Genomic DNA, 25,398 nt, shown 5'->3' on the forward strand with positions numbered 1-25,398 from the left:
GGCCACTGTCACCGCGAACCGTGCCCGCCCCTTGTTCGGCCGGGGGCGGAGGTGTTCGTGGACGCGGCGGGGGGATACCCGGAGGCGGAGCACCGCCGAACGGCCACATCGGGGTCGCGGCCCGTCTGGGGGTTCCGTGTGCGCGGTCGCGGCTCATGAAAGACGGGCCCGTCCAGGGGTGGGGTTTGTCTGGGTTTTTGGTGGTGTGTGCGTGTCGGGGAGGTGAACGGCGGGGTTGGTTTGGGGGGAAGGGTTGCGGATGGGGGTGTTCTTGTTTACCGTCCGCTGTGAGGGTTAGGAAAGTTTCCTAACGCCCGTCACCGATCACGGTCCACCTGCGGATGGCCCCATGGCACCCCCTATCCGAAGGATCAACGCATGATCAGACTTCCTGAGCGACGCCCCCGGCGGTCGTCGCTGCTCGTCACGGCCCTGGTCGCGGCCCTGATGACGGCCGCGCCCCTGGCGCCGCCGGCCACCGCCGCGGCCGGTTCCAGCGCCGACACGCTCCTGTCGGGCGGCAAGCCGGTCACCTCGTCCTCGGTCGAGGGCAGCGGCTTCGAGGCGGCCAAGGCGGTGGACGGCAACGCCTCCACCCGCTGGGCCAGCGTCGAGGGCCACGACCCCGAATGGATCAGGGTCGACCTCGGCGACACGTACAACGTCTCCCGGGTGAAGCTGACCTGGGAGGCGGCCTACGGCAAGTCGTACAAGATCCAGACCTCTCCGGACGGCGCCACCTGGACCGACGTCTACTCCACCACCTCCGGCAACGGCGCGACCGACGACCTGACGGTCAGCGGCAGCGGCCGGTACGTGCGCATGTACGGCACCGCCCGCGGCACGGCGTACGGCTACTCGCTCTATGAGCTGGAGGTCTACGGCAGCGGCGGCGGCGGCGGAACCGACACCACCCCGCCCTCCGTCCCGGGCAACCTGCACGCGACCGGCACCACCTCCACCAGCGTCTCCCTGGCCTGGGACGCCGCCACCGACGACGTGGGCGTCACCGGCTACCTCCTCTACCGGGGCTCGACCCTGGTGGCCACCGTGGCGGGCACCACGTACACCGACACCGGCCTGAGCCCCGCCACCGCCTACAGCTACACGGTCAAGGCGCGCGACGCGGCGGGCAACCAGTCGGCGGCCGGGGGCGCCGTCACGGCGACCACCCAGCCCGGTGGCGGGAGCGGCCCCGCGGTGCCCTTCGGCAGCCACACCATCCCGTACGCGGCGGGCATGCTGCGTCCCTCCGGCGACCAGGCCACGCTGGACGCGCGGGTGGTCGACTACTACAAGAAGTGGAAGGCCGCCTTCGTCCGGCAGAACTGCGGGAACGGCTGGTACGAGGTCATCTCCCCGGACGCCGACCACCCGTACGTGGCCGAGGCCCAGGGCTACGGCATGGTGGTCGTGGCGACCATGGCAGGGGCCGACCCCGACGCCAAGAAGATCTTCGACGGCATGGTCAAGTGGATGCTCGCCCACCCGTCGTCGATCAACCCCGACCTGCTGGCCGCCGAGCAGGACACCGCCTGCAAGAGCGTCGACGGCAGCGACGGCGCCACCGACGGCGACATGGACGTCGCCTACGGCCTGCTCCTGGCCCACCGGCAGTGGGGCAGCGCGGGCACGTACAACTACCTCGACCTGGCGATCAAGCACATCAACGCCATCAAGAAGGACGAGATCAACCCGTCCACGAACCTGCTCAAGCTGGGCGACTGGAGCAGCTCGGGCGACCAGTACTACTACATCACCCGCACCTCCGACTGGATGGTCGACCACTTCAGGGCCTTCAGGAAGGCGACCGGCAACAGCGCCTGGGACACGATCAGGACCGCCCACCAGAACCTGATCACCACCCTGCAGAACAACTACGCCTCCGCCACCGGCCTGCTGCCGGACTTCGTGGTCAACACCAACACCACCGCCAAGCCGGCCCCCGGCCAGGTGCTGGAGGACCCGAACGACGGCCAGTACTGGTGGAACGCCTGCCGCACCCCGTGGCGCATCGCCGACGACGCCGTGACCAGCGGCGACGCCAAGTCGCTCGCCTCGGCCAGGAAGCTCAACTCCTGGATCAAGAGCAAGACCGGCGGCGACCCCGGCAAGATCGCCATCGGCTACAAGCTGAACGGCACGCAGATCTCCAGCGGCAGCGAGGCCGCTTTCTTCGCCCCGTTCGCGGTGGCGGCGATGACGGACTCCGGCAGCCAGGCCTGGCTCGACGCGCTCTGGAACAAGATGGTCGGCACCCCGATCGACGCCAGCAGCTACTACTCGGCCAGCATCCAGCTCCAGGTCATGATCACGGTGACCGGCAACCACTGGGTGCCCTGACCGGCGGCGGAACCCGAGCCGTGGGGGGGGGCGGCGGGGCCGGGCGCCCCCCCCCCCCCGCGCGAAACCAACCACGAGCGGGGGGGAGAGCCCCGGCCGGCCACACGACCAGGAACGCCCCCCCCCCCCGCCGGCCCCCCCCCCCCCCCCCCCCCCCCCCCCCCCCCCCCCCGAAGGGAGTAACCCCATGAGACGGGCCCTGCTGACCGGCCTGCTGCCACTCCTGCTCTCCGCCCCGTCCGCCGCGCTGCCGGCCGCCGCGAAACCACCCGCCGGAGCGACCGGCGCCGGGGTGGTCGGGGTGGTCGAGGTGGCCACGGCGGCCCAGCTCGCCGGCGCGCTGGCCGCGGCGCTTCCCGGGCAGACCATCAGGCTCGCGCCCGGCGAGTACCACGGCGCCTTCGTCGCCCGGCGTCCCGGGACGTCCGCCGCCCCGATCACGCTGACCGGACCGGCGGAGGCCGTCCTGGTCAACGACGGTCCCTCCGGCGCCGCGCCGTCCTGTCCCGCGCCCGGCGGCGGCTGGGACCCCGGCTACGGGCTGTGGCTGTACGAGGCGCCGTACTGGCGGCTCACCGGGTTCACCGTCAAGGACTCCAAGAAGGGCGTCGTCCTGGACGCCTCCCCCCACGTGGTGATCGACGGCGTGTACGTGCACCACGTCGAGGACGAGGGCGTGCACTTCCGGCGCAGCTCGTCCGACGGAGTCCTGCGCGGCTCCCGCATCACCCACACCGGCCTCGTCCAGCCCGGTTACGGCGAGGGCGTCTACCTCGGCTCGGCCGGCTCCAACTGGGGCTGCCACGGCAACACCGGCGGCGCGGACCGCTCGGACCGCGTCCAGGTCGTCGGGAACACGATCGGCCCGTACGTCGCCGCCGAGCACATCGACGTCAAGGAGGGCACCAGCGGCGGCCTGATCAGCGGCAACACCTTCGACGGCACCGGCGTCAGCGGCCAGAACTCCGCCGACTCCTGGGTGGACGTCAAGGGCTCCGGCTACACGATCGAGAACAACACCGGCACGTTCGCCCCGCCCGGCACCTTCGCCAACGGCTACGAGACGCACAATCCGGTCACGACGCCGTCCTTCCTCAACGGCTGCGGGAACGTCTGGCGCGGCAACCGGTCCGATCTCGGCGGCGTCGGCGCGTACGCCATCAAGATCACCTCGACGTCGAAGTGCGCGGCCGATCCCAACGTCGTGCGCTCCTCCAACACCGTCACGGGAGCCACCCGCGGGCTGACGAACGTCCCGGTGACCCCGGGCTGACGGCCCGCTCGCGAGCAGCCGCCCGGCCCGCGGGCGGCGCCCTCGCCGTGCCGCGCGCCGCCCGGGTGAACCCCGCCCAACAGGGTTAAGAAACCTTCCTAACTTCATTGACAGCCCTCAGCGCCCTGCGCCACGATCCCGGTAAGCGGCTCGGCGCGGCTTCCTTCCCCAGGATGTGACGCGCTCAGCGAAAGACTCCTGCCCCGGCCGCCCACGGGACCGTGCTCCGATCTCTCACCCCCAGGAGAATCGCCATGTCCAGAGTCCGCCTGGCCGTCATGGCCGTCATGGCCGTGATCGGCCTGGTGGCCGGCCTGCTCGTGGCCGCCACCGCCTCGGCCGGCACCGCCGAGACGCTGCTGTCACAGGGCAAACCCGCCACCTCCTCCTCCAAGGAAGCCTCCTCCTACGCCGCCGCCAAGGCCTTCGACGGCGACCTCGCCGCCACCCGCTGGGCCTCTGCCGAAGGCCACGACCCCGAATGGCTGCGCGTCGACCTCGGCGCGTCCGCCCAGATCAGCCGGGTCAAGCTGACCTGGGAGGACGCCTACGCCACGTCGTACAAGATCCAGACCTCCCCGGACGGGAGCGCCTGGACCGACGTCTACTCCACCACCACCGGCGACGGCGACGTGGACGACCTCACCGTGACCGGCACCGGCCGCTACGTCCGCATGTACGGGACCGCGCGCGGCACCGACTACGGCTACTCCCTGTGGGAGATGCAGGTCTACGGCGGCGGCGGCACCCAGCCCACCGACCCGCCGGGCGACACGTTCGTGGTGGCCGCCGCCGGTGACATCGCCGAGCAGTGCACCGCCAGCTCCTCCTCCTGCGTGCACCCGAAGACGGCCGCCCTGGTCGAGTCGATGAACCCCGAGTTCGTCATCACCATGGGCGACAACCAGTACGACGACGCCCTGCTGTCGGACTTCCGCAACTACTACGACAAGACGTGGGGCAGGTTCAAGGCCAAGACCCGCCCGGTCCCCGGCAACCACGAGACCTACGACCCGGCCGGGTCCGAGGCCGGCTACAAGTCCTACTTCGGCGCCATCGCCTTCCCGCAGGGCAAGAGCTACTACAGCTACGACCGGGGCAACTGGCACTTCGTCGCGCTCGACTCCAACCACTTCGACCAGTCGGCCCAGCTCACCTGGCTCAAGAGCGACCTCGCCGCCACGACCAAGCCGTGCGTGGCCGCGTACTGGCACCACCCGCTGTTCAGCTCCGGCGAGCACGGCAACGACCCCGTCTCCAAGCCCGTGTGGCAGGCCCTGTACGCGGCCGGCGCCGAGTTCGTGCTCAACGGCCACGACCACCACTACGAGCGGTTCGGGCCGCAGAACCCCAGCGCCCAGGCCGACACCGCGAAGGGCATCGTCGAGGTGCTCGGCGGGATGGGCGGCGCGTCGCCGTACCAGATCGAGAACGTGCAGCCCAACAGCCAGAAGCGGCTGAGCGGCACGTTCGGGGTGCTGAAGCTGACCTTCGCCGGCAGCACGTTCGGCTGGCAGCTGATCGGGACCGACGGCTCGGTCAAGGACAGCAGCCCGACCTACTCCTGCCACTAGATGTACATCTCGCTTCTCGGCACCCGGCTGACCAGGGCGGTGCCCGCCAACGTGGTGGCGCTCGGCCTGGTCAGCCTGGTCACGGACATCTCGTCGGAGATGGTCACCGCGGTCCTGCCGCTGTACCTGGTGGGCGCGCTCGGGCTCAGCCTGGTGCAGTTCGGCCTGCTGGACGGCCTGTACTTCGGCGCCACCGCGCTGGTCAGGCTGGCCGGCGGGCACGCCGCCGACCGGTGGAGCCGCCGCAAGCTGGTCGCCGGGCTCGGGTACGGGCTCTCGGCCGTCTGCAAGCTGGGCCTGCTCGCGGCCGGCGGGTCGGCCGCCGCCCTCGGCCTGGTGCTGGCCGCCGACCGCACCGGCAAGGGGCTGCGCACCGCGCCCCGGGACGCCCTCATCACGCTGAGCGCCCCGCCCGACCGGCTGGGCGGCGCGTTCGGGGTGCACCGGGCGATGGACACCGTGGGCGCCTTCCTCGGGCCGCTGGCCGCCTTCGCGGTGCTGACCGCGACGGCCGGCGCCTACGACGCGGTGTTCGTGACGAGCTTCTGCGTGGCCGCGCTGGCCGTGCTGCTGCTGGCCCTGTACGTACGGGACCGGCGCGGCCCGCTGACCGCCCGCGTCCGGCTACGGGCGGCGGTGACGCGGGAGCCCGGGTTCCGCCGGGCCTGCCTGGTGGCGGTGGCGCTCGGCCTGGTCACGGTCAGCGACTCGTTCGTCTACCTCGTGCTGCAGCGGAGGCTGGCGATCGCGCCCGAGCTGTTCCCGCTGCTGCCGCTGGGCACGGCGGGGGCGTACCTGCTGCTCGCGGTGCCGCTCGGCAGGCTGGCGGACCGGTTCGGGCGGGCGGCGGTGTTCGTCGCCGGGCACGTGGCGCTGCTCGCGGTCTACCTGGTGCTGATGGGCCCGGCCTGGCTGCTGCCCGCGCTGCTGCTGCACGGCCTGTTCTACGCCGCCACCGACGGGGTGCTGATGGCCCTGACCGGGCCGATGCTGCCCGAGAGCGCGCGCACCGGCGGGCTGGCGCTGCTGCAGACCGGGCAGGCCACGGCCCGGATGGTGTCGTCCATCCTGTTCGGCCTGCTGTGGGCCGGGACGGGGGAGGGGCCGGCGCTGGCGGTGATGGCCGCGGGGCTGGTGACGGCGTCCGCGATCGCGTGGCGGGCGCTGCGATCACAAGGAGGTCGTCCATGAGACGGGTGCTCGTGCTCCTGGCCGCCGTGGTCCTGCTGGCGGGCGGCGCGACCGCGTACGCCACCTGGGCGGCGTCCTCGCGCCAGGCCGGGCCGGCCGTCGCGGGCTTCGACACCGGCGAGCCGGGCCGGGTGCTGGTGCGCAGCGGCGGACGCGTCGCCTCCGTGCCGCTCGCCGACCCGGGCGCGCCGCCGCGGGTCAGCTCCCGGGCCTGCGACCGCTTCTACACGGCGAACGGCACCACCCTGTGCCTGGTCACCCGGCCCGGCCCGCTGCCGAAGACCGAGGCGCTCGTCCTGGACCGGTCGCTCAAGGAGACCCGCCGGATCAACCTGGCCGGCGTGCCGAGCCGGGCCCGCGTGTCGGCCAGCGGCCGGATGGCCTCCTGGACGGTGTTCGTCACAGGCGACTCCTACAGCACCGGCGGCTTCTCCACCTGGACCGGCATCCTCGACACCCGGACCGGCTACCTCATCACCAACATGGAGGACATCCCGCTCTACCTCGACGGCCGCCGCTACCACTCGGCCGACGTCAACTACTGGGGGGTCACGTTCGCCGCCGACGACAACCGCTTCTACGCGACCGTCTCGACCAAGGGCAAGACGTACCTGGTGGAGGGCGACTTCGGGGCCTGGCGGGCGCGCGCGCTCAGGGAGAACGCCGAGTGCCCGTCCCTGTCGCCGGACGGGACCCGGCTGGTGTTCAAGAAACGCGTCTCGCCGGGCCCGTGGCGGCTGCACCTGCTGGACCTGGCCACGATGCGGGAGAGCCCGCTGGCGGAGCGGGCCAGCATCGACGACCAGGCCGCCTGGCTGGACGACCGCACCGTCATGTACGCCAAGGACGGCGACGTGTGGGCGGCCGACGTCGGCGGCGGCCCGCCCCGGCGGCTGGTCCCCGGCGCGAGCTCACCCGCCGCCGTCCGCTGACCCTGACGGCCCCCTCTCCCAAGGGGCCGTCAAGGGAGCCGGATGAGACGCCGTTCGACCGCGGCCGTGACCGCGGCCGTGCGCGTGTCCACGCCGAGCTTGTCGTAGATGTGCACCAGATGGGTCTTGACGGTGGCCTCGGTGATGTAGAGCCGTCGGGCGATCTCCCGGTTGCTCGCCCCGCCGGCCAGCAGCTCCAGCAGCTCGATCTCGCGGGCGCTCAGCGCCGGGCCCGGCTCGCGCATGCGCCGCATCATCCGGGTCGCCACCTTGGCCGACAACACGCTCTCGCCCCTGGCCGCGGCCCGGATGCCCTGGAACAGCTCCTCCGGCGGGCACGCCTTGAGCAGGTAGCCGATGGCCCCCGCGTCGACGGCCCGCATGATGTCGGCGTCGCTCTCGTACGTCGTCAGCACCAGCACCTGCGGCGGCGCGGGCAGGTCGCGGACCCGCCGGGTGACCTCCACGCCGTCGACGCCCTCGCCGAGCTGCAGGTCCATGAGGACGACGTCGGGGCAGCAGGCGGCGATGCCGCGCAACGCCTCGGCGCCGTCGGCCGCCTCGCCGACGATCTCCATGTCGGGCTCGCCGCCGAGCAGCGCCACCAGCCCCGCCCGGACCACCGGATGGTCGTCGACCAGGAACAACCTCATGCCTCACCGCCGTCCAGGGCCCGCGGCGGCCAGGCGGCGGGCACCCGGGCCGCGACCGCCGTGCCCTCGCCGGGCGCGCTCTCCACGACCAGGACGCCGTGCACCTCGGCCAGCCGGTCGCGCATCGCCCGCAACCCGTAGCCGCGGCCGGGGGCGGGGGCCGGTTCGGCGAAGCCGACGCCGTCGTCGAACACGTCGAGCGTCACCTCGCCGTCGAGGTAGGACAGGGTCACCGTGACCGTCACCCCGGCCGCCGGGTCCGCCGCCGGGGCGGCGTGGTCGCGGACGTTGGCCAGCGCCGCCTGCGCCACCCGCAGCAGCGCCGCCTGCACCTGCGGCGCCAGCGGGTACTCCTCGCCCGCCAGCCGGAAGCGCACCCGCGGCCCGGTCTCGCCGGCGTCCGCGCAGAGCCGGGCCAGGGCCTCGGGCAGCGTGACGTCCACCAGGCCGGGCGGCTGGAGGTCGCGGACGAACCGCCGCGCCTCGGCCAGGTTGTCGGCGGCGGCCGCGGCGGCCCGCCGTACGTGGGCGCGGGCCTGGGCCGGGTCGGCGGCCCACATGCGGTCGGCAGCCTGGAGCAGGATGCCCATGCTGGTCAGGCCCTGGGCCAGGGTGTCGTGGATCTCCCTGGCCAGCCGCTCGCGCTCCTCCAGGACGCCGGTGCGGTGGCGGGAGTCGGCCAGCGTGCCCCGGGTGCTGATCAGGTCGTCGATGAGCAGCCGCCGGGCTTCGCTCTCGCGCTGGAGCTCCCCGAAGATCACCGCCGTCATGGCCGCGATGCCGACCGGCGCGAGGATCAGGCTGACGTCGAGCTCGCGGGCGATCTCCAGCTGGGCCACGATCACCACCAGGGTCAGCGCCGCGGCGGCCACCGCGAAGGCGCGCGCGTCGAGCAGCCGCAGGCACAGGAAGAGCAGGGGGACCGCGCACCAGCTGAACGACGGCGCCAGCACCACCAGCGCCAGCCACACCGCCGCCACGCCGCCCAGCCAGACCAGCCGCCCCCGCCGGCCCAGCCGGTCCCACCAGACGATCCCGGCCGCGTACGCCAGCGCGAGCAGGCCGCAGACGGCCAGCGACGTCACCGTCTGGGCGCTCATGCCGTGACGGGACACCAGCCGCAGGGCCGAGGCGGCGAGCAGCAGGTAGAAGCCGACGTGCATGGCCCAGTTGAGCCAGGTGCGCTCCCTCATGGCCCTCCCCGTCGCCGCGCCCTTTCGACACTATCCCCTGGTCGAGGGTGGCCCCTGCCAGGGCGGCGGCGCATCAACCGATCGGTTGACCCGGCACTCGTCCGCTCGGCGCGCGGGGATCGCCCGTGCTCCCGATGGCCCGCGGCGGTCCGCCCGGAAACCTGGAGGTGTCCGACTTCGCCCTGACGAACTGGAGAAACCATGAACATCCGTACTCGCCTGGTCGCCGGCTCGCTGTCGGGGCTGGCCGTGCTGGCCGGCGCCGTCGCCGCCACCTCGCCCGCCCAGGCCGCCGACGCCGCCAGGGTCGCCGCCGCCGAGCCCGTCGTGCAGACCGGCACGCTCTCCGCCGACACCGCGCTGAAGATCGCCGACGCCGCCCTGAAGGAGGCCGTCAAGCAGAAGCAGCGCGTCACCGTCGTGATCGTCGACCGGTCCGGCGCGACCCGGCTGGTGCTCAAGGGCGACGGCGCGGGCCCGCAGACCGAGGAGTCGGCCCGGCGCAAGGCGTTCACCGCGGTGTCCTTCGGCCGGACGACGTCCGAGCTGGGCAAGGGCATCGACGGCGGCGGGCCGTCCATCGCCGACATCCCCGGCACCCTCTTCCTCGGCGGCGGCGTGCCGGTCGCCTCGGGCGGCGCCCCGGTCGCGGGCATCGGCGTCGGCGGCGCCCCCGGCGGCGACATCGACGAGTCCATCGCCCAGGCGGGCCTCAAGGCGGTCGCCGGGCAGCTGCGCTGACCGGCTGGACCGGCCCCCCGGCGCGCCGCCGGGGGCGGGCGGACGGAAGGATGAGGGGATGAACCGCCGAGCCATCCTCACCTGGGGACTCGGTCTGATGCTCGCGGCCTGCGGCGGGCGCGAGGTGAAGGGAGCGGGAATGGCCGACGAGGAACTGCTGGCGGGAGCCGCGCGCGGGGACGCCGCCGCCGTCCGGGACGCGCTCGGCGCCGGGGCCGACGTCGAGGCCCGCGACGGGCAACGCCGTACGGCCCTGCTGCTCGCGGCGGCGGCCGATCACGTCGAGGTGGCCAAGGTGCTCGTCGCGGCGGGCGCCGACCCCGACGCCCAGGACGCCAGGAAGGACACCCCCTGGCTGGTCACCGGCGTCACCGGGAGCGTGGCGATGCTCAAGGCGCTGCTGCCCGCCGGGCCCGACCTGACCAGGCGCAACCGGTACGGAGGCGTCTCCCTCATCCCGGCCTGCGAGCGCGGGCACGTCGAGTACGTGCGCGAGGTGCTGAAGACCGGCATCGACGTCGACCACGTCAACGACCTGGGCTGGACGGGCCTGCTGGAGGCGGTCATCCTCGGCGACGGCGGCGAGCGCCACCAGGAGATCGTGCGGCTGCTCATCGCGGCGGGCGCCGACGTCGACCTGGCCGACCGCGACGGCGTCACGCCGCTCGCCCACGCCGTCTCCAAGGGCCAGCGGGAGGTGGCCGCCCTGCTCCGCGCAGCCGGAGCCCACTGACGCGGCGTGACCCCCGGGGCGGCTCGTCAGGAGCCGCCGGGGCCGCTGTCGCGCAGGTGGGCGATGCCCAGGTCGAGCGCGGCCTCCAGGTGGGTGGTCTCGCCGGTGGACAGCAGGATCAGCACGCCGCCCTGGATGCCGGCGAGCAGCGCGGCCGCCGCGCGGTCGGCGTCGAGGCCCGGGTCGATCTCGCCGGCGGCCTGCATGTGCCGCACGCCGGCGGCGATCTCGCCCTGCCAGCGCCGCATCAGCTCGGTGACCACCGCCCGCGCGCCGGGCGTGCCGCTGCCCAGGTGGGAGGTGACCGAGTTGAGCGGGCACAGCCGGCCCTGCCGCCGGTAGCGCCCGACGACCTTGTCGCGCCACGCCTGCCAGGCCTCCCAGGAGGTGAGGGCGTCGAGCTGGGGACGCTGGTCGGCCAGCACCCGGTCGGCCTCCAGGCGGGCCACGGCCAGCAGCAGCTCCTCCCGGCCGCCCGGGAAGTAGTGGAAGAGCTGGCTCTTGCTGGTCGCCGTCCTGGCCAGCACGTCGTCGAGGGTGGTGGCGGCCACGCCGTGCTCGCGGATGTGGAGGGCCGCGCCCTCCAGGATGCGCTGCCGGGTGGCGGCTCCCTTGCGGGTCAGCGTGCGCACGATCAGCCTCCAGAGTGGACCGGGCGGTCCATGCTAGCCGGGCGGCCTCTGCGGGCGTGCGGGAGGCGGGCGTGCGGGAGGCGGGCGTCCGGAGCATGCTGGACGCCTGCTATGGTGTGAAATGCTTGTGATTCTCAGCTAGGAGACCAGACATGGCAGGTGACGACGACATCTCCGGGTGATACCGGAGGTTGATCGGCCCCGGCGTGTGCGCGTGAGCGCCGCCGGCGCGGCCGCGTTCGTCGTTTCCCGAATCCCTGTCCTTCCACCGGGCGGCTTCGGCATGCCCGCGTTCTCCGTCGAGGTCTTCTTCACATGTCCGACGCGTTCATCGTCTGCTCCAACCTGTCCTTCTCCTGGCCTGACGACACCCCCGTCTTCAGCGACCTGTCCTTCAGCGTGCCCGGCGGCCGTACCGGCCTGGTCGCCCCCAACGGCGCCGGCAAGAGCACGCTGCTCAAGCTGATCGCCGGGGAGTACCGGCCGCGCTCGGGCGGCGTGTCCGTCAACGGCGTGCTCGGCTACCTGCCGCAGAGCCTGCCGCTGGCCGGCGACCTGACCGTGGCCGAGGTCCTGGGCATCGCCCCGGTGATCGCCGCGCTCAACGCCATCGAGGCGGGCGACACCGCCGAGGAGCACTTCACCACCATCGGCAACGACTGGGACATCGAGGAGCGCACCCGTGCCCAGCTCGACCGGCTCGGGCTCGGCCACCTCGACTTCGCCCGCACCCTGCGCACGCTGAGCGGCGGGCAGATCGTCTCGCTCGGCCTGGCCGCGCAGCTGCTCCGGCGTCCCGACGTGCTGCTGCTCGACGAGCCCACGAACAACCTCGACCTGGACGCCCGCAACCGGCTGCACGCCGTGCTCGGCGACTGGAAGGGCTGCCTGCTCGTGGTCAGCCACGACCGCGCCCTGCTCGACCGCATGGACCGCATCGCCGAGCTCGACCGGGGCGAGGTGCGCTTCTACGGCGGCGACTTCACCGCCTACGAGGAGGCCGTGCGCACCGAGCAGGAGGCCGCCGAGCGCAACGTGCGCACGGCCGAGCAGGAGCTCAAGCGCGAGAAGCGGGAAATGCAGCAGGCCCGCGAGCGCGCCGAGCGCAGGGCCGGCAACGCCGCCCGCAACCTCAAGAACGCCGGCCTGCCGCGCATCTTCGCCGGCAACATGAAGCGCGGCGCCCAGGAGTCGGCCGGCCGGGCGGGCCAGACGCACGCCGCCCGCGTCAGCGACGCCAAGGCCAGGCTCGACGAGGCGGGCCGCGCCCTGCGCGACGACCAGCGCATCTCCCTGCAACTGCCGGGCACCAACGTGCCCGCCGGGCGCACGGTCTTCCAGGGCGAGCACCTCATGGCCCGCGGCCTGTTCGCCGAGCCCGGCATCGACCTGGTCGTCCGCGGGCCCGAGCGCATCGCGCTGACCGGCCCCAACGGCGCAGGCAAGTCCACGCTGCTGCGCCTGATCACCGGCGACCTGGAGCCCGACGGCGGCACCGCCCGGCGGGCCGACGGCCGGGTGGCCTACCTGTCGCAGCGGCTCGACCTGCTCGACGACGAGCTGACCGTGGCCGAGAACCTGGCCGCCTTCGCCCCCGCGATGCCGGCCGCCGAGCGGATGAACCTGCTGGCCCGCTTCCTGTTCCGGGGGGCGCGCGCCCATCTGCGGGTAGGTGTGCTGTCGGGCGGCGAACGGCTGCGCGCCACGCTGGCCTGCGTGCTGTGCGCGGAGCCGGCGCCCCAGCTCCTGCTGCTGGACGAGCCGACCAACAACCTCGACCTGGTCAGCGTGGGCCAGCTGGAGAGCGCGCTCGGGGCGTACGAGGGGGCGTTCGTGGTGGTCAGCCACGACGAGCGGTTCCTGGCGGAGATCCGGGTGGACCGCCGGCTGGAGCTGTCCGGCGGGCGGCTGCTGGAGGGCGGCGGGCCGGACCAGGGGTGACGCCCTTCTAGGGGGCTATTTCCGGACATATTACTAAACTTGGATGGTTCGTTCTCTTGTGTCATTCAGGTTTGTATAGGTAGGTTTGGCGGCTATGACCGCATCGAAGGCTCCGACGACCGCCGAGGAGCTGCGCGGCGCCGGGCTGCGGGTGACCGCCGCCCGGGTCGCGCTGCTGGAGACCGTCCGGGAGGGTGACCACCTCGGGGTCGAGGCGATCGCCTCCGGGGTGCGCGAGCGCGTGGGTCATATCTCGTTGCAGGCCGTGTACGACGCCCTCCACGCGCTCGCCGCCGCGGGGCTCGTCCGCCGCCTCGACCCCCCTGGCAGCTCGGCCCTGTACGAGGGCCGCGTCGGGGACAACCACCACCATCTCGTGTGCCGGTCCTGCGGCGCCGTGGCCGACGTCGACTGCGCCGTCGGCCACGCCCCCTGCCTGACCGCCTCCGACGACCGCGGCTTCGCCATCGACGAGGCCGAGGTCATCTATTGGGGCCTGTGCCCCGCCTGTTCCACCGGCAGCAGTTCCTGAGCACCCAGATTCCGCCTCGTCCGGAAGGATTCCCATGTCTGAGAACCATGATGCGATCGTCACAGACGCCAAGTCGGAGGACTCGGGCGGCTGTCCGGTCGCGCACGAGCGCGCCCCGCACCCCACCCAGGGCGGCGGCAACCGCCAGTGGTGGCCGGAGCGGCTCAACGTCAAGATCCTGGCCAAGAACCCGGCCGTGGCCAACCCGTTCGGCGAGGGCTTCGACTACGCCGCGGAGTTCAAGACCCTCGACCTCGCGGCCGTCAAGCGGGACATCGCCGAGGTGCTGACGACCTCGCAGGACTGGTGGCCGGCCGACTTCGGCCACTACGGCCCGTTCATGATCCGGATGGCCTGGCACAGCGCGGGCACGTACCGCATCAGCGACGGACGCGGCGGCGCCGGGGCCGGGCAGCAGCGCTTCGCGCCGCTCAACAGCTGGCCGGACAACGGCAACCTCGACAAGGCCCGCCGCCTGCTGTGGCCGGTCAAGAAGAAGTACGGCCGCAAGATCTCCTGGGCCGACCTGCTGATCCTCACCGGCAACGTGGCCCTGGAGTCGATGGGCTTCAAGACCTTCGGCTACGCCGGCGGCCGCGAGGACGCCTGGGAGCCCGACGAGGACGTCTACTGGGGCCCCGAGTCCACCTGGCTCGGCGACCAGCGCTACACCGGTGACCGCGAGCTGGAGAACCCGCTGGCCGCGGTCCAGATGGGCCTCATCTACGTCAACCCCGAGGGCCCCAACGGCAACCCCGACCCGCTGGCGGCGGCCCGCGACATCCGCGAGACCTTCCGCCGCATGGCGATGAACGACGAGGAGACCGCAGCCCTCATCGTCGGCGGCCACACCTTCGGCAAGACGCACGGCGCCGGCCCGGCCGACAACGTCGGCCCCGACCCCGAGGCCGCCCCGATCGAGCAGATGGGCCTCGGCTGGCGCAACAGCTACGGCACCGGCAAGGGCGGCGACGCCATCACCAGCGGCCTTGAGGGCATCTGGACGACCACCCCCACGACCTGGGACAACAGCTTCCTGGAGATCCTGTACGGCTACGAGTGGGAGCTGTTCAAGAGCCCCGCCGGAGCCAACCAGTGGCGGCCGAAGGACGGCGCCGGCGCCGGCACCGTGCCCGACGCCCACGACCCGGCCAAGCGGCACGCCCCGACGATGCTGACGACCGACCTGACCCTGCGCGTGGACCCGATCTACGAGCAGATCACCCGCCGCTGGCTGGAGCACCCCGACGAGCTCGCCGACGCCTTCGCCCGCGCCTGGTTCAAGCTCACCCACCGCGACATGGGCCCGCTGGCCCGCTACCTCGGCCCGGAGGTCCCGGCCGAGCCGCTGCTGTGGCAGGACCCGCTGCCCCCGGTGACGCACGAGCTGGTCGACGCGGCCGACGTCGCCGCCCTCAAGGAGCAGATCCTCGCCACGGGGCTGTCGGTGTCCGAGCTGGTCTCCACCGCGTGGGCCTCGGCCTCCTCCTTCCGCGGCAGCGACAAGCGCGGCGGCGCCGACGGCGCGCGCATCCGCCTGCAGCCGCAGAGCGCGTGGGAGGTCAACGACCCCGACCGGCTGGCGACCGTGCTGGGCACGCTGGAGGGCGTCCAGAAGGCGTTCAACGGCGCCCAGACCGGCGGCAAGCAGGTCTCGCTGGCCGACCTGATCGTGCTGGCCGGGTGCGCGGGCGTCGAGCGGGCCGCCAAGGAGGCCGGCTTCGACGTCCAGGTGCCCTTCACGCCGGGACGCGCGGACGCCACGCAGGAGCAGACCGACGTGGAGTCGTTCGCCGCGCTGGAGCCGGTCGCCGACGGGTTCCGCAACTACCTCGGCAAGGGCAACCGCCTGCCGGCCGAGTACCTGCTGCTCGACCGGGCCAACCTGCTGACGCTGAGCGCGCCGGAGATGACCGTACTGGTGGGCGGCCTGCGGGTGCTGGGCGCCAACCACCGGCAGTCGACGCTCGGCGTCCTCACCACGACCCCGGGGAGGCTGACCAACGACTTCTTCGTCAACCTGCTCGACCTGGGCACGACGTGGCACCCGACCGAGGACGCCAACGTCTTCGAGGGCCGCGACGCCGCCACCGGCGAGGTGCGGTGGACCGGCACCCGCGCCGACCTGGTCTTCGGGGCGAACTCCGAGCTGCGCGCGGTCGCCGAGGTCTACGCCAGCGACGACGCCGAGGAGAAGTTCGTCCGTGACTTCGTCGCGGCGTGGGACAAGGTCATGAACCTCGACCGGTTCGACCTGGCCTGAGCGTGACCGGAACGCCCGGGGCGGTCGCCCCGGGCGTTCCGCGTGCCCGGGAACCTGCGGGGCGGCGGGACCGGCCGCCCGTCTCGCCGCCCGTCTCGCCGCACGTCAGGCGGTGAGCAGGGCCTGGGCGGTGACGCGCAGGTCGGCGACGGCCGCCGCGGCCCGCCCGGCGTCGAAGGCGGGGTCGCCCAGGCGCTGCTCCAGGTCGGCCAGCACCACGACGACGTGCAGGTTGAGCACCCGCAGCCGCTCCCGCGTCAGGCCGGGCAGCCGCCGCCGCAGCAGGGCGGCCAGCTCGGCGACCCCGGGATGGTGGTCGCTGGAGTAGGGCCAGGAACGGTAGCCGCCGGACAGCACGTAACGGCTGGTGAAGCGCAGGTACCAGCTCGCGCCCGGGTGGGCGAGCACATGCTCGGCCAGCGGGGCCAGGTACGCGGTGACCAGGGCGGGAAGGTCCTCCTCCAGGCCGCGGGCGCGCAGGTCGCCGATCAGCTCGCGGCGGCGCTCGTTGAGGGGGGTCATGCGGTGGGCGTACAGGGCGTCGATCAGGCCGGCCTTGCCGTCGAAGTGGTACTGGACCGCCGAATGGTTGCCCTGCCCGGCCGCGACGGCGATCTCCCGGAGCGAGACGTCGAGCCCGCGCTCGGCGAAGAGCCGTTCGGCCGCCAGGAGAATTTTCTCTTTGGCCTGCATTCCCACCTTTTCCGGATCACCGAGGTATCGTCGCGGATTAAGACAACCTGTCTTACTCTCGTGCCGTCTGCTGTCCAGAACCGTACGCCTCTCCTGGCAGGAGCCTCGCCGTGACCGCAGAACCGATCTTCCGCCGGGCCGGCCGCCCGCCGGAGCACGCTCCGAACGTCCTCGCCGTCGTCCTGGACGACACCGGCTTCGCCCAGCTCGGCTGCTTCGGCTCCGGCATCGCCACTCCGCACATCGACCGGCTCGCGGCCGGCGGCCTGCGCTACAACCGGTTCCACGTGACCGCCCTGTGCTCGCCGTCGCGCGCCTGCTTCCTCACCGGGCGCAACCACCACGCCGTCGGCATGGGCTTCCTCGCCGACCTCCCGCTCGACCACCCCGGCTACACCGCCCGCATCCCGCGCTCGGCCGCGACCCTGCCCCGGATCCTGCGCGACCACGGCTACTCCACCATCGCCATCGGCAAGTGGCACCTCACGCCGCGCTACGAGCGCTCGGCCGCCGGCCCGTTCGGCCACTGGCCGCTCGGCCAGGGCTTCGAGCGCTACTACGGCTTCCTGCAGGGCGACACCAACCACTACGCGCCCAACCTCGTCCGGGACAACCATCACGTGGAGCCGCCCGCCACCCCCGAGGAGGGCTACCACCTCACCGAGGACCTCCTCACGCAGGCCGTCCGCCACCTCGACGATCAGCGCCACGCCGCCCCGGGCAAACCCTTCTTCCTCTACCTCGGACTCGGCGCCACGCACTCCCCGCACCACGTCCCGCCCGAGTGGAGCCGGCCCTACCGGGGCCGCTTCGACCAGGGGTGGGACGCCTGGCGGGAGGAGATCTTCCGGCGCCAGACCGAGACGGGCGTCGTCCCGCCCGGCACCGTGCTCACCCCGCGCCCGGACTGGGTGCCCGCCTGGGACGGCCTCACCGCCGACCGGCGCCGCCTCTACGCCCGCCAGCAGGAGGTCTTCGCCGGCTTCCTCACCCACGCCGACGCCCAGCTCGGCCGCCTGATCGCCCACCTGGAGGAGACCGGGCGGCTCGACGACACCATCGTCGTGATCTTCTCCGACAACGGCGCCAGCGCCGAGGGCGGCGTGGACGGCAGCGTCAACGAGCACCGCTTCTCCGCCGGCATCCGCGAGTCCCCGCAGGACAACCTGGCCCACCACGACGACTGGGGCGGGCCGCGCACCTACAACCACTACGCGTGGGGCTGGGCGTGGGCCGGGAACACGCCGTTCCGGCTGTGGAAGCGCTACACCTGGCTCGGCGGCACCCGTACGCCGCTCATCGTGCACTGGCCGGCCGGGATCGGCGGCGGCGGCGCGGTGCGCGACCAGATCGTGCACGTCAACGACCTGTTCCCGACCCTGCTGGACGCGATCGGCATCCGCGCGCCGGACGTCGTGGACGGGATCGAGCAGCAGCCGGTCGACGGGGCCAGCTTCCTGGCCACCTTCGGCGACCCCGCGGCGCCCGCGCCGCGCACGACCCAGTACTTCGAGATGCTGGGCTCGCGCTCCCTCATCCACGGCCGCTGGAAGGTCACCACCGACCACGTCTCCACGGGCGTCCCGGACGAGGAGGAACTGCTCACCGGCAGCCGCGACCTCGACGCCGACCACTGGGCGCTGTTCGACCTGGCGGCCGACTTCTCCGAGTCCGCCGACGTGTCCGCCGGGCATCCGGAGGTGGTCGCCGAGCTGCGGCGGCTGTGGGACCGCGAGGCCGGGCGCAACAACGTCCTGCCGCTGTACGACGACCTCGTGGCCCGCTTCGGCGCGCTCATCGGGCCGGCCTGGCCGCCCGGCGACGACCGCACGTTCCGGCCCGGGGCCTCGCCCGTGTGCGACGAGTCGTTGCCGCTGCTGTTCGGCGGCTTCCGCTGGACGGCCGAGATCGAGGCGGCCCGCGAGCCCGAAGGCGTGCTGTTCGCGCTGGGCGACTGGAACGGCGGCTTCGCCCTGTACGTCACCGGAGGCCGTCTGGCCTTCACCTTCTCCCGCGCCGGGGAGCCGCTGGAGCTCACCGCCGACCGCCCGCTGCCGGCCGGCCGCCAGTCCGTGGACGTCGTCCACACGACGGGCCCCGCCGGTTCGGCGTTCCACCTGTCGCAGGGCGGGGTCGTGGTGGGCAGCCTGGCCTTCGACGGCCTGCTGCCGGTCGCGCTCCAGCACGGCGGGGCCGGGCTGCGGCTCGGCCACGACCTCGGGCTGCCCGTCTCCGGCCGGTACCGCGTCCCGGCCCGGTGGAACGGGCGGCTGCTGTCGGTCCGGCTCAGGACGCCGGGCGCCGCGACCCCCGACCTGCTCGCCGGCCTGCGGACCGCCCTCCACGCCGACTGACGGCCCGGTCCGGGGGGTGACGGTGCGGTCCACGCCGACTGACGGCCCGGTCCGGGGCGGGTTGACGGTGTGGTCCGAAATCGGCCGGTGCCGGGGACGTCGTGCCTGGTTGGCTGGTTCGCCGTAGATCAACCCCTGTCCTGGAACGGAACCATGGCAACCACCACCCTCGCCCCGCCGCGCCCGCCGCTGATCTCCTGGCTCGCGGTCGCCTCGATCACCCTCGGCATCTTCGCCATCGTCACCAGCGAGATCCTGCCCATCGGCCTGCTGACGACCATCGGCGCCGACTTCCGCGTCACCGACGGCACGGCGGGGCTGACCATGACGTTGCCCGGTTTCGTGGCCGCCGTCGCGGCGCCCGTCCTGACCGTGGCCACCGCCCGGCTGGACCGCCGGGTGATGCTCTGCGTCCTGATGGCGGTGCTGGCCGCCGCCGACGTCCTGGCGGCCGTGGCCGGGGCCTACTGGGTGGTGCTCGCCTCGCGGGTGCTCGTCGGGCTCACCATCGGCGGCTTCTGGTCGATCGCGGCGGGGCTGGCGTCCCGGCTGGTGCCGCCGGCCGCCGTGGGCACCGCGACGGCGGTGATCTTCTCGGCCGTGCCGCTGGGCTCGGTGCTCGGCGTGCCGGCCGGGACCTTCATCGGCCACCTGGCGGGCTGGCGGGCGGCGTTCCTGGTGCTGGCCGGGCTCTCGGTCCTCGTGCTGGTCGCGCTGCTGCGCGTGCTGCCGCCGCTGCCCGCCCGTCAGGTCACCGGCGCGCGCGTCCTGCTGGACCTGCTGCGGGTACGCGGCACCGGGATCGCCCTGCTGGGCACGTTCCTCGTCGTGCTGGCGCACTTCGGCACCTACACCTACGTCACGCCGTTCCTGGAGCACGTCACCCGTCTGCCGCCGGCCGCCGTCAGCGCCGTCCTGCTGGCCTACGGCGCGGCGGGCGTCGCGGGCAACTTCCTGGCCGGCCGGGCCGTGTCCACAGCGCCCCGTCTGACCTTCGCCGTCTGCGGCGGGCTGATCGCGGCGGCCACCGCGCTGCTGCCCCTGGCCGGCACGTCGCCGGCGGGCGCGGTCGTGCTGCTGGTGGTGTGGGGGCTGGCCTACGGGGGCGTGCCGGTCTGCTCCCAGGCGTGGTTCCTGCGGGCCGCGCCGAACGCGCCGGAGGCGGCGACCGTCGTGTTCACCTCGTCGTTCCAGGCGACCTTCGCCCTCGGCGCGCTCCTGGGCGGCACGGTCGTCGACGCCTTCTCGGTCTCGGCCGCGATGGCGGCGGGCGGGCTGGTCGCGCTCGTGATGGCCGGGTCGTTCTCCTGGCTCACCCGTCCCCGCCGGGCCGCGTGAGCGGGGGAGGGGACGGGCGCTCAGCCGTCGAGGTGGTCGCGCAGGGCGTCGAGGCGGCCGTCCCAGTCGCTGGCCAGCGCGGCCAGGAACTGCTGGGCCACCCGCATCGGAGCCGAGCGCAGCCGGTAGCGGACGCGGCGGCGCTCACCGGGCTCGGCCGTCACCAGACCGGCCTCGCCCAGCAGCGTCAGGTGCTTGGCGATCGCCTGCCGGGTGATCGGCAGGCGGGCGGCCAGGTCGGTCGCCGTGGCCGGGCCCCGGGCGGCCAGCTCGGCCAGGACGGCTCGCCGGCTCGGGTCGGCCAGGGCGACGAAGACCTGCTCGGCCACCGCCTCGATGTCAGGCGGCGTCAAGGTGCCCGGCCAGCTCGCCCAGCTCGCTCGCCCACCCCTCGGCGTGGGCGTCGTACGCCTTGCGGTGGTGGTCGTCCGGCAACTGGGCGAAGCCGGTCTCGACGACGGTCAGCCGGGTGCCCGTGCCGGCCGGTTCGAGGGTGAACTCGACGTACGTGCGGCGCGGGTCGCCCTCCGGCATGCCGAAGACCGGCCAGGTGAAGCCGAACACCGACGGCTCCTCCACGCGCTCCACGCGCAGGTCGACGGTGTGCCCGTCGCTCCAGCTCATCCGCGCCGGACCGCCGGGGCGCAGCTCGATCGCCGCCTCCTGGCCGAACCAGGCGGCCAGCCCCTCGGGGGTGGTGAGCGCCGCCCACACCTTGCCTGGCGGGTGGGCGAGCTCGACGGTGCGCTCGACCCGATCGGGGAATCCCATGACGACCTCCATATGCAGCAGGGAAAAGGGTGCCACACCTCGTGGCGGCGGGTGGACGGTCATTGCTCCGGACGCGGGTGCCGGCGCAGGCCGTAGGAGACGAGGACGACGGCGGCGAGCGTCACCGCGACGTCCACCAGGAGGGCCAGGCGGATGCCGGCCACCTCCCCGGCGCGCGTGGCGGCGACCGCGCCGAGGAGCGGGATCCCGACGGTGACGGCCACCTGCTGCGTCATCGACGTCAGCCCGGTCGCCAGCCCCTGCTCCTCGTCCGGCAGGCCCGAGGTGCCGGTGACGGTGTAGGCGACGATCGCGGTGACGTGCCCGAAGAAGCCGACGAACAGCGCGGGGACCAGGATCGCCGGCACGGTCCAGCCGGTCCCGAGGAAGACGGCGGGAAGCGTGGCGAGCGCCTGGACCGTCATACCCGCGACCAGGACGCGGCGGCTGCCGTGGCGTCCGACGAACCGCCCGGCGATCACCCCGGCGACCACCGAGGCCAGCCCGGGGATGCCGAACACCAGGCCCGTGACCAGCGGCGACAGGCCCAGCACCCGCTGCAGGTAGATCGTCACCAGGAAGATCATGGCGGGTTCCATCGTGAAGATGACGAACCCGGCGAAGTTTCCCCACTTCACCGTGGGCCGCCGCAGGATGCGCACCGGCGCGAGCGGCGCGGGCGCGCGCAGCTCGATCAGCCAGAACGCGCCCAGCAGCAGCACGCCCGCGACGGCCGCCAGGAGGTTCCTCTCGACGGCCGCGTAGATCACCGCCAGCAGGCCGCCGGTCACGGTGACCGCTCCCGGCAGGTCGAGCCGCACCCGCTCCGGCAGCACGCTCTCGCGGATCAGGAACGGCGCCAGCACCACGATCGCCACCGCCACCGGCACGTTGAACAGGAACGCCGCCCGCCAGCTCAGCAGGCTGACCAGCGCGCCGCCGAGCAGCGCGCCGACGGTGAAGCCGCCGGACAGCAGGGCGCCGTTCAGCCCGAGGACGCGGGCGCGCAGCGGGCCCTCCTTGAAGGTGGTGGTGAGCAGCGACAGCGCGGCGGGGACCGTCATCGCCGTGGCCAGGCCCTGCAGCACCCGGGCGGTCAGGAGCGTCGCGGGCCCGCCGGCGAGGCCGCCGAGGAGCGAGGCCCCGGCCAGCACGACCATGCCGGCCAGGAACAGCCTCCGCCGGCCGAACAGGTCGGCCGTCCGGCCGAACACCAGGGTGAACCCGGCCGCAGGCAGCGCGTACGCCGAGGTGATCCAGGGCCACTGGGCCGGGCTCAGCCCGACGCCCGCGCCGGTCTGGGGAAGGGCGACGTTCAGAATCGAGAAGTCGACCGCCAGCATGAAACCGGCGCCGAGCAGGACGAACGCGATCAACCGCTGTCTGCCGCCGAGGCGCGGCGGGGCGGCCTCGACGGTCGCGACAGGAACACTCATTGCGGCCTCCCAGTAGTAGCAACCAATCGGTTGCCACAGTATGGCAACCGATTGGTTGCGTCAATGCCGCGTCCGATCGCGGCGAACTTCCGTTTTCCGGAACGGTGGTCTAACCTTCGGAACATGTCCGACAGTGACGCCAAGCTGGTGGGGGCCGACCGCGTGCTGGCCGTGCTGGCCGAGCTCGCCCGGCACCCCGACGGGATCGGCCTGGAGGAGATGGCCCGCGCCGTCTCCAGCCCGAAGCCGACCGCCCACCGCGCCCTGGCCGCGCTGCGCCGCGCCGGGCTCGCCGTCCAGAACGGCCACGGCCGGTACGTGCTCGGCGACGAGTTCCTGCGCATGGCCTTCGCCCACCACGAGGCCCGGCCCGACCATGTCCGGGTCACCCCGATCCTCAAGGCGCTGTGCGACCGCTACGGCGAGACCGTGCACTACGCGGTGCTGGAGGGCACGTCGGTGGTCTACCGGTCCAAGCTCGACCCGCCGTCCGGCGCGGTCCGGCTGACCTCGGTCGTCGGCGGGCGCAACCCGGCCCACTGCACCGCCGTCGGCAAGATGCTGCTGGCCGGGACGCTGCGGGACGAGGCCGCGGTGCGCGCCTGGGTGGGCGACCGGCGGCTGGAGCGGCCCACCGAACGCTCGGTCGGCACCGCCGAGGAGCTGCACGCCGCGCTGGTGCGCGTCCGCGAGCAGGGCTACGCGGCCGACGACCAGGAGAACGAGCCGGGCGTCAACTGCGTGGCGGTCCCGGCGTACCTGACCTCGCCCACCGTGCCGAGCGGCGCGGTCAGCATCAGCGGCCTGGCCTACCGCACCCCCTTGAGCGTGCTCGTCGAGGACGTGCCGGCCATCCGCGCCGTCGTCGCCGGCCACCACCTCCCCTGACCCGCACAGCCCGTTCCCTGACCTGTACAGAACCGGAGAGATCCCCTTGTACCTCATGCGCATCGGCGCGCCCGGCGCCGAGAAGCCGGTCGTCCGCGTGGACGACGACCACTACGTCGACGTCTCCGACCTCACCCCCGACTTCGACGAGCGCTTCTTCGCCGCGGGCGGCCCCGCCCTGCTCGCCGAGCGGGTGGCCGCCGGCCCGCGGCAGGCGTTCGCCGGCGAGCGCGTCGGCGCGCCGATCGCCCGCCCGCACCAGATCCTGTGCATCGGCCTGAACTACAGCGACCACGCCGCCGAGACCGGCCAGGCCGTGCCCGCCGAGCCGATCCTGTTCACCAAGTCGCCCAACACCCTGGTCGGCCCGGACGACGACGTGCGCATCCCGCGCGGCTCGACCAAGACCGACTGGGAGGTGGAGCTCGGCATCGTGATCGGCCGCCGCACCTCCTACCTGGACTCGGTCGAGGAGGCGGCGGACGCGATCGCCGGCTACTGCGTGGTCAACGACGTCAGCGAGCGCGCCTTCCAGATGGAACGCGGCGGCCAGTGGAGCAAGGGCAAGTCGGCCGAGACGTTCAACCCGGCCGGCCCCTGGCTGGTCACCCCCGACGAGCTGGCCGACGTCCGCAACCTGGGCATGTGGCTGGACGTCAACGGCGTGCGCCGCCAGACCGGCAGCACCAAGACGATGATCTTCGACCCGTACGTCATCGTGCACCACCTGAGCCAGTTCATGGTGCTGGAGCCCGGCGACCTGATCAACACCGGCACCCCGCCCGGCGTCGGCATGGGCCACGACCCGCAGATCTGGCTGCGGCCGGGCGACGTCATGGAGCTCGGCATCGACGGGCTCGGCAGCCAGCGCCAGCGGGTCGTGGAGCCCCGGTAGTGCGGGCGCTCGTCCTGACCGGGCCGGGCGCGGCCGAGGTCCAGGAGGTCGAGCCCCCCTCGGCGGGGCCCGGCCAGGTGGTCGTGGACGTCGAGCGCGCCGGCGTGTGCGGCACCGACATGGAGCTGTTCAGCGGCGGGATGAGCTACCTGCGCACCGGCCGCTCCCGCTACCCGCTGCGCCCCGGCCACGAGTGGTGCGGGCGCGTCGCGGAGCTGGGCGCGGGCGTGGACCCGGCGTGGCTGGGGCGGCGGGTCGTCGGCGACACCATGCTCGGCTGCGGGCGCTGCGACCGCTGCCGCCAGGGCCGCCACCACGTGTGCCCCGACCTGGCCGAGCTGGGCATCAGCCGGGGCGCCGCGGGAGCGCTGGCCGAGCGGCTCGCCGTCCCGGTCGCGGCGCTCCACCGGCTGCCCGATACGGTGGACGCTACCTCGGGCGCGCTGGTCGAGCCCGGTGGCAACGCCTTACGCGCCGTCCGCGCGGCGGGGCTGGAGGCGGGGGAGCGGTTGCTGGTTCTGGGCACGGGCACGATCGGCCTGCTGGCCGCGCTGTTCGCGCGCGCCGGCGGCGCCGAGGTGCACCTCATGGGCCGCGCCGAGCCCGACCTGCGCCTGGCCGCGGGCCTCGGGTTCCGGCACGCCCATACCCGCGCGACGCTGCCCGGCCTGCCCTGGCACGCCGTCATCGACGCCACCAACGCCGCCGCGATGCCCGCCCTCGCCCTCGGCCTGGCCGAACCGGCCCGCCGCGTCGTCTACATCGGCCTGGCCGGCACGCCGTCCACGCTCGACACCCGCGAGCTGGTGCTCAAGGACGTCACCGCGGTCGGCGTCCTGGGCGGCTCGGCGGGGCTGGCCGGGGCCATCGACGCCTACGCCGGCGGCTCGGTGGACGCCCGTCCGCTGGTGGCCGCCACGGTCGGGCTCGCCGAGACGGCCGGCGTGCTGGCCGGACGGCGACCGCCCGGCGCCGGCCCGGGACCCAAGATCCACATCGATCCCCGGCAATGAACCTGGAAG

General features: G+C 73.5%; 22 protein-coding genes. 15 read left to right on the plus strand and 7 right to left on the minus strand.

What is annotated here, in order from left to right; translation table 11 throughout:
- The first annotated feature begins 378 nt into the window (after positions 1-378).
- From ACIBST_RS41530 to ACIBST_RS41550, 5 genes are all read left to right on the plus strand, one after another.
- Positions 379-2,343: a glycosyl hydrolase family 8 gene (locus ACIBST_RS41530; RefSeq protein ID WP_397179010.1), complete on the plus strand. Its 1,965-nt coding sequence runs from the start codon at positions 379-381 to the stop codon at positions 2,341-2,343.
- Between the two features lie 187 nt (positions 2,344-2,530).
- On the plus strand, positions 2,531-3,616 hold the full coding sequence (locus ACIBST_RS41535; RefSeq protein WP_397179011.1) for a hypothetical protein: 1,086 nt from the start codon (positions 2,531-2,533) through the stop codon (positions 3,614-3,616).
- Between the two features lie 254 nt (positions 3,617-3,870).
- Positions 3,871-5,190 carry a discoidin domain-containing protein gene (locus ACIBST_RS41540; RefSeq protein WP_397179012.1) on the plus strand — a complete coding sequence of 440 codons (1,320 nt, stop codon included), beginning with the start codon at positions 3,871-3,873 and terminating at the stop codon, positions 5,188-5,190.
- Complete coding sequence (locus ACIBST_RS41545; RefSeq protein ID WP_397179013.1) at positions 5,191-6,381, plus strand: MFS transporter; 1,191 nt, start codon at positions 5,191-5,193, stop codon at positions 6,379-6,381.
- Positions 6,378-7,313 carry a TolB family protein gene (locus tag ACIBST_RS41550; protein WP_397179014.1) on the plus strand — a complete coding sequence of 312 codons (936 nt, stop codon included), beginning with the start codon at positions 6,378-6,380 and terminating at the stop codon, positions 7,311-7,313. The genes ACIBST_RS41545 and ACIBST_RS41550 overlap by 4 nt, the downstream gene beginning before the upstream one ends.
- Before the next feature lie 29 nt (positions 7,314-7,342).
- Here the strand turns inward: ACIBST_RS41550 and ACIBST_RS41555 are convergent, their stop codons facing one another.
- Together ACIBST_RS41555 and ACIBST_RS41560 are read right to left on the minus strand one after the other, a co-directional pair.
- Positions 7,343-7,966 (minus strand): response regulator, encoded by a 624-nt coding sequence (locus ACIBST_RS41555; protein ID WP_397179015.1) that lies wholly within the window; start codon positions 7,964-7,966, stop codon positions 7,343-7,345.
- Positions 7,963-9,159: a sensor histidine kinase gene (locus ACIBST_RS41560; RefSeq protein ID WP_397179016.1), complete on the minus strand. Its 1,197-nt coding sequence runs from the start codon at positions 9,157-9,159 to the stop codon at positions 7,963-7,965. The genes ACIBST_RS41555 and ACIBST_RS41560 overlap by 4 nt, the downstream gene beginning before the upstream one ends.
- A gap of 201 nt (positions 9,160-9,360) precedes the next feature.
- Here ACIBST_RS41560 and ACIBST_RS41565 point away from each other — a divergent pair, with 201 nt between their 5' ends.
- Complete coding sequence (locus ACIBST_RS41565) at positions 9,361-9,900, plus strand: heme-binding protein (RefSeq protein WP_397179017.1); 540 nt, start codon at positions 9,361-9,363, stop codon at positions 9,898-9,900.
- 58 nt (positions 9,901-9,958) lie between these two features.
- Entirely contained in the window at positions 9,959-10,633 is a 675-nt protein-coding gene (locus ACIBST_RS41570; RefSeq protein ID WP_397179018.1) for an ankyrin repeat domain-containing protein, read from the plus strand.
- 26 nt (positions 10,634-10,659) lie between these two features.
- Here the strand turns inward: ACIBST_RS41570 and ACIBST_RS41575 are convergent, their stop codons facing one another.
- Positions 10,660-11,265, minus strand: coding sequence for a TetR/AcrR family transcriptional regulator (locus ACIBST_RS41575; RefSeq protein ID WP_397179019.1), 606 nt, complete (start codon positions 11,263-11,265; stop codon positions 10,660-10,662).
- A gap of 315 nt (positions 11,266-11,580) precedes the next feature.
- On the opposite strand from ACIBST_RS41575, the gene ACIBST_RS41580 reads away from it, so the two are divergent.
- The 3 genes from ACIBST_RS41580 (at position 11,581) to katG (ending at position 16,001) form a co-directional block, all read left to right on the plus strand.
- Positions 11,581-13,206, plus strand: coding sequence for an ABC-F family ATP-binding cassette domain-containing protein (locus tag ACIBST_RS41580; protein ID WP_397179020.1), 1,626 nt, complete (start codon positions 11,581-11,583; stop codon positions 13,204-13,206).
- A 94-nt stretch (positions 13,207-13,300) separates the two neighbouring features.
- A complete protein-coding gene (locus tag ACIBST_RS41585) occupies positions 13,301-13,738 on the plus strand; it encodes a Fur family transcriptional regulator (RefSeq protein WP_352327424.1) in 438 nt (145 codons plus the stop codon).
- Between the two features lie 34 nt (positions 13,739-13,772).
- Entirely contained in the window at positions 13,773-16,001 is a 2,229-nt protein-coding gene (katG, locus tag ACIBST_RS41590) for a catalase/peroxidase HPI (RefSeq protein ID WP_397179021.1), read from the plus strand.
- A gap of 105 nt (positions 16,002-16,106) precedes the next feature.
- On the opposite strand, the gene ACIBST_RS41595 is transcribed toward katG, so the two are convergent.
- Positions 16,107-16,694 (minus strand): TetR/AcrR family transcriptional regulator, encoded by a 588-nt coding sequence (locus tag ACIBST_RS41595; RefSeq protein ID WP_397179022.1) that lies wholly within the window; start codon positions 16,692-16,694, stop codon positions 16,107-16,109.
- 110 nt (positions 16,695-16,804) lie between these two features.
- Between ACIBST_RS41595 and ACIBST_RS41600 the strand changes: the two genes are divergently transcribed.
- Both ACIBST_RS41600 and ACIBST_RS41605 read left to right on the plus strand, forming a co-directional pair.
- Positions 16,805-19,048: an arylsulfatase gene (locus tag ACIBST_RS41600; protein WP_397179023.1), complete on the plus strand. Its 2,244-nt coding sequence runs from the start codon at positions 16,805-16,807 to the stop codon at positions 19,046-19,048.
- Between the two features lie 153 nt (positions 19,049-19,201).
- Positions 19,202-20,386: an MFS transporter gene (locus ACIBST_RS41605; RefSeq protein WP_397179024.1), complete on the plus strand. Its 1,185-nt coding sequence runs from the start codon at positions 19,202-19,204 to the stop codon at positions 20,384-20,386.
- A gap of 20 nt (positions 20,387-20,406) precedes the next feature.
- Here ACIBST_RS41605 and ACIBST_RS41610 read toward each other — a convergent pair whose 3' ends face one another.
- From ACIBST_RS41610 to ACIBST_RS41620, 3 genes are read right to left on the minus strand one after another with little or no spacing between them, the layout of a single operon-like run.
- Positions 20,407-20,739: a metalloregulator ArsR/SmtB family transcription factor gene (locus tag ACIBST_RS41610; protein ID WP_364335006.1), complete on the minus strand. Its 333-nt coding sequence runs from the start codon at positions 20,737-20,739 to the stop codon at positions 20,407-20,409.
- Positions 20,726-21,157 (minus strand): SRPBCC domain-containing protein, encoded by a 432-nt coding sequence (locus ACIBST_RS41615; protein ID WP_397179025.1) that lies wholly within the window; start codon positions 21,155-21,157, stop codon positions 20,726-20,728. The genes ACIBST_RS41610 and ACIBST_RS41615 overlap by 14 nt, the downstream gene beginning before the upstream one ends.
- A 59-nt stretch (positions 21,158-21,216) precedes the next feature.
- A complete protein-coding gene (locus tag ACIBST_RS41620; protein ID WP_397179026.1) occupies positions 21,217-22,593 on the minus strand; it encodes an MFS transporter in 1,377 nt (458 codons plus the stop codon).
- 123 nt (positions 22,594-22,716) lie between these two features.
- On the opposite strand from ACIBST_RS41620, the gene ACIBST_RS41625 reads away from it, so the two are divergent.
- Genes ACIBST_RS41625 through ACIBST_RS41635 form a run of 3 tightly spaced genes read left to right on the plus strand, consistent with a single transcriptional unit; the run spans position 22,717 to position 25,389 of the window.
- A complete protein-coding gene (locus ACIBST_RS41625) occupies positions 22,717-23,481 on the plus strand; it encodes an IclR family transcriptional regulator (RefSeq protein WP_397179027.1) in 765 nt (254 codons plus the stop codon).
- A gap of 46 nt (positions 23,482-23,527) precedes the next feature.
- A complete protein-coding gene (locus ACIBST_RS41630; RefSeq protein ID WP_397179028.1) occupies positions 23,528-24,376 on the plus strand; it encodes a fumarylacetoacetate hydrolase family protein in 849 nt (282 codons plus the stop codon).
- Complete coding sequence (locus ACIBST_RS41635) at positions 24,376-25,389, plus strand: zinc-binding dehydrogenase (protein WP_397179029.1); 1,014 nt, start codon at positions 24,376-24,378, stop codon at positions 25,387-25,389. The genes ACIBST_RS41630 and ACIBST_RS41635 overlap by 1 nt, the downstream gene beginning before the upstream one ends.
- Positions 25,390-25,398: the final 9 nt, after the last annotated feature.

The organism is Nonomuraea sp. NPDC049684 (genome assembly GCF_044465345.1).
Classification (GTDB): Bacteria; Actinomycetota; Actinomycetes; order Streptosporangiales; family Streptosporangiaceae; genus Nonomuraea.

Excerpts from the sequence above, each read along its gene's own strand:
- ACIBST_RS41605 (WP_397179024.1), top strand. The coding sequence starts at position 19,202 with ATGGCAACCACCACCCTCGCCCCGCCGCGCCCGCCGCTGATCTCCTGG.
- ACIBST_RS41570 (WP_397179018.1), top strand. The coding sequence starts at position 9,959 with ATGAACCGCCGAGCCATCCTCACCTGGGGACTCGGTCTGATGCTCGCG.
- ACIBST_RS41565 (WP_397179017.1), top strand. The coding sequence starts at position 9,361 with ATGAACATCCGTACTCGCCTGGTCGCCGGCTCGCTGTCGGGGCTGGCC.
- ACIBST_RS41555 (WP_397179015.1), bottom strand. The coding sequence starts at position 7,966 with ATGAGGTTGTTCCTGGTCGACGACCATCCGGTGGTCCGGGCGGGGCTG.
- ACIBST_RS41545 (WP_397179013.1), top strand. The coding sequence starts at position 5,191 with ATGTACATCTCGCTTCTCGGCACCCGGCTGACCAGGGCGGTGCCCGCC.
- ACIBST_RS41620 (WP_397179026.1), bottom strand. The coding sequence starts at position 22,593 with ATGAGTGTTCCTGTCGCGACCGTCGAGGCCGCCCCGCCGCGCCTCGGC.
- ACIBST_RS41530 (WP_397179010.1), top strand. The coding sequence starts at position 379 with ATGATCAGACTTCCTGAGCGACGCCCCCGGCGGTCGTCGCTGCTCGTC.
- katG (WP_397179021.1), top strand. The coding sequence starts at position 13,773 with ATGTCTGAGAACCATGATGCGATCGTCACAGACGCCAAGTCGGAGGAC.
- ACIBST_RS41595 (WP_397179022.1), bottom strand. The coding sequence starts at position 16,694 with ATGCAGGCCAAAGAGAAAATTCTCCTGGCGGCCGAACGGCTCTTCGCC.
- ACIBST_RS41560 (WP_397179016.1), bottom strand. The coding sequence starts at position 9,159 with ATGAGGGAGCGCACCTGGCTCAACTGGGCCATGCACGTCGGCTTCTAC.
- ACIBST_RS41625 (WP_397179027.1), top strand. The coding sequence starts at position 22,717 with ATGTCCGACAGTGACGCCAAGCTGGTGGGGGCCGACCGCGTGCTGGCC.
- ACIBST_RS41535 (WP_397179011.1), top strand. The coding sequence starts at position 2,531 with ATGAGACGGGCCCTGCTGACCGGCCTGCTGCCACTCCTGCTCTCCGCC.
- ACIBST_RS41540 (WP_397179012.1), top strand. The coding sequence starts at position 3,871 with ATGTCCAGAGTCCGCCTGGCCGTCATGGCCGTCATGGCCGTGATCGGC.
- ACIBST_RS41580 (WP_397179020.1), top strand. The coding sequence starts at position 11,581 with ATGTCCGACGCGTTCATCGTCTGCTCCAACCTGTCCTTCTCCTGGCCT.
- ACIBST_RS41615 (WP_397179025.1), bottom strand. The coding sequence starts at position 21,157 with ATGGGATTCCCCGATCGGGTCGAGCGCACCGTCGAGCTCGCCCACCCG.
- ACIBST_RS41550 (WP_397179014.1), top strand. The coding sequence starts at position 6,378 with ATGAGACGGGTGCTCGTGCTCCTGGCCGCCGTGGTCCTGCTGGCGGGC.
- ACIBST_RS41585 (WP_352327424.1), top strand. The coding sequence starts at position 13,301 with ATGACCGCATCGAAGGCTCCGACGACCGCCGAGGAGCTGCGCGGCGCC.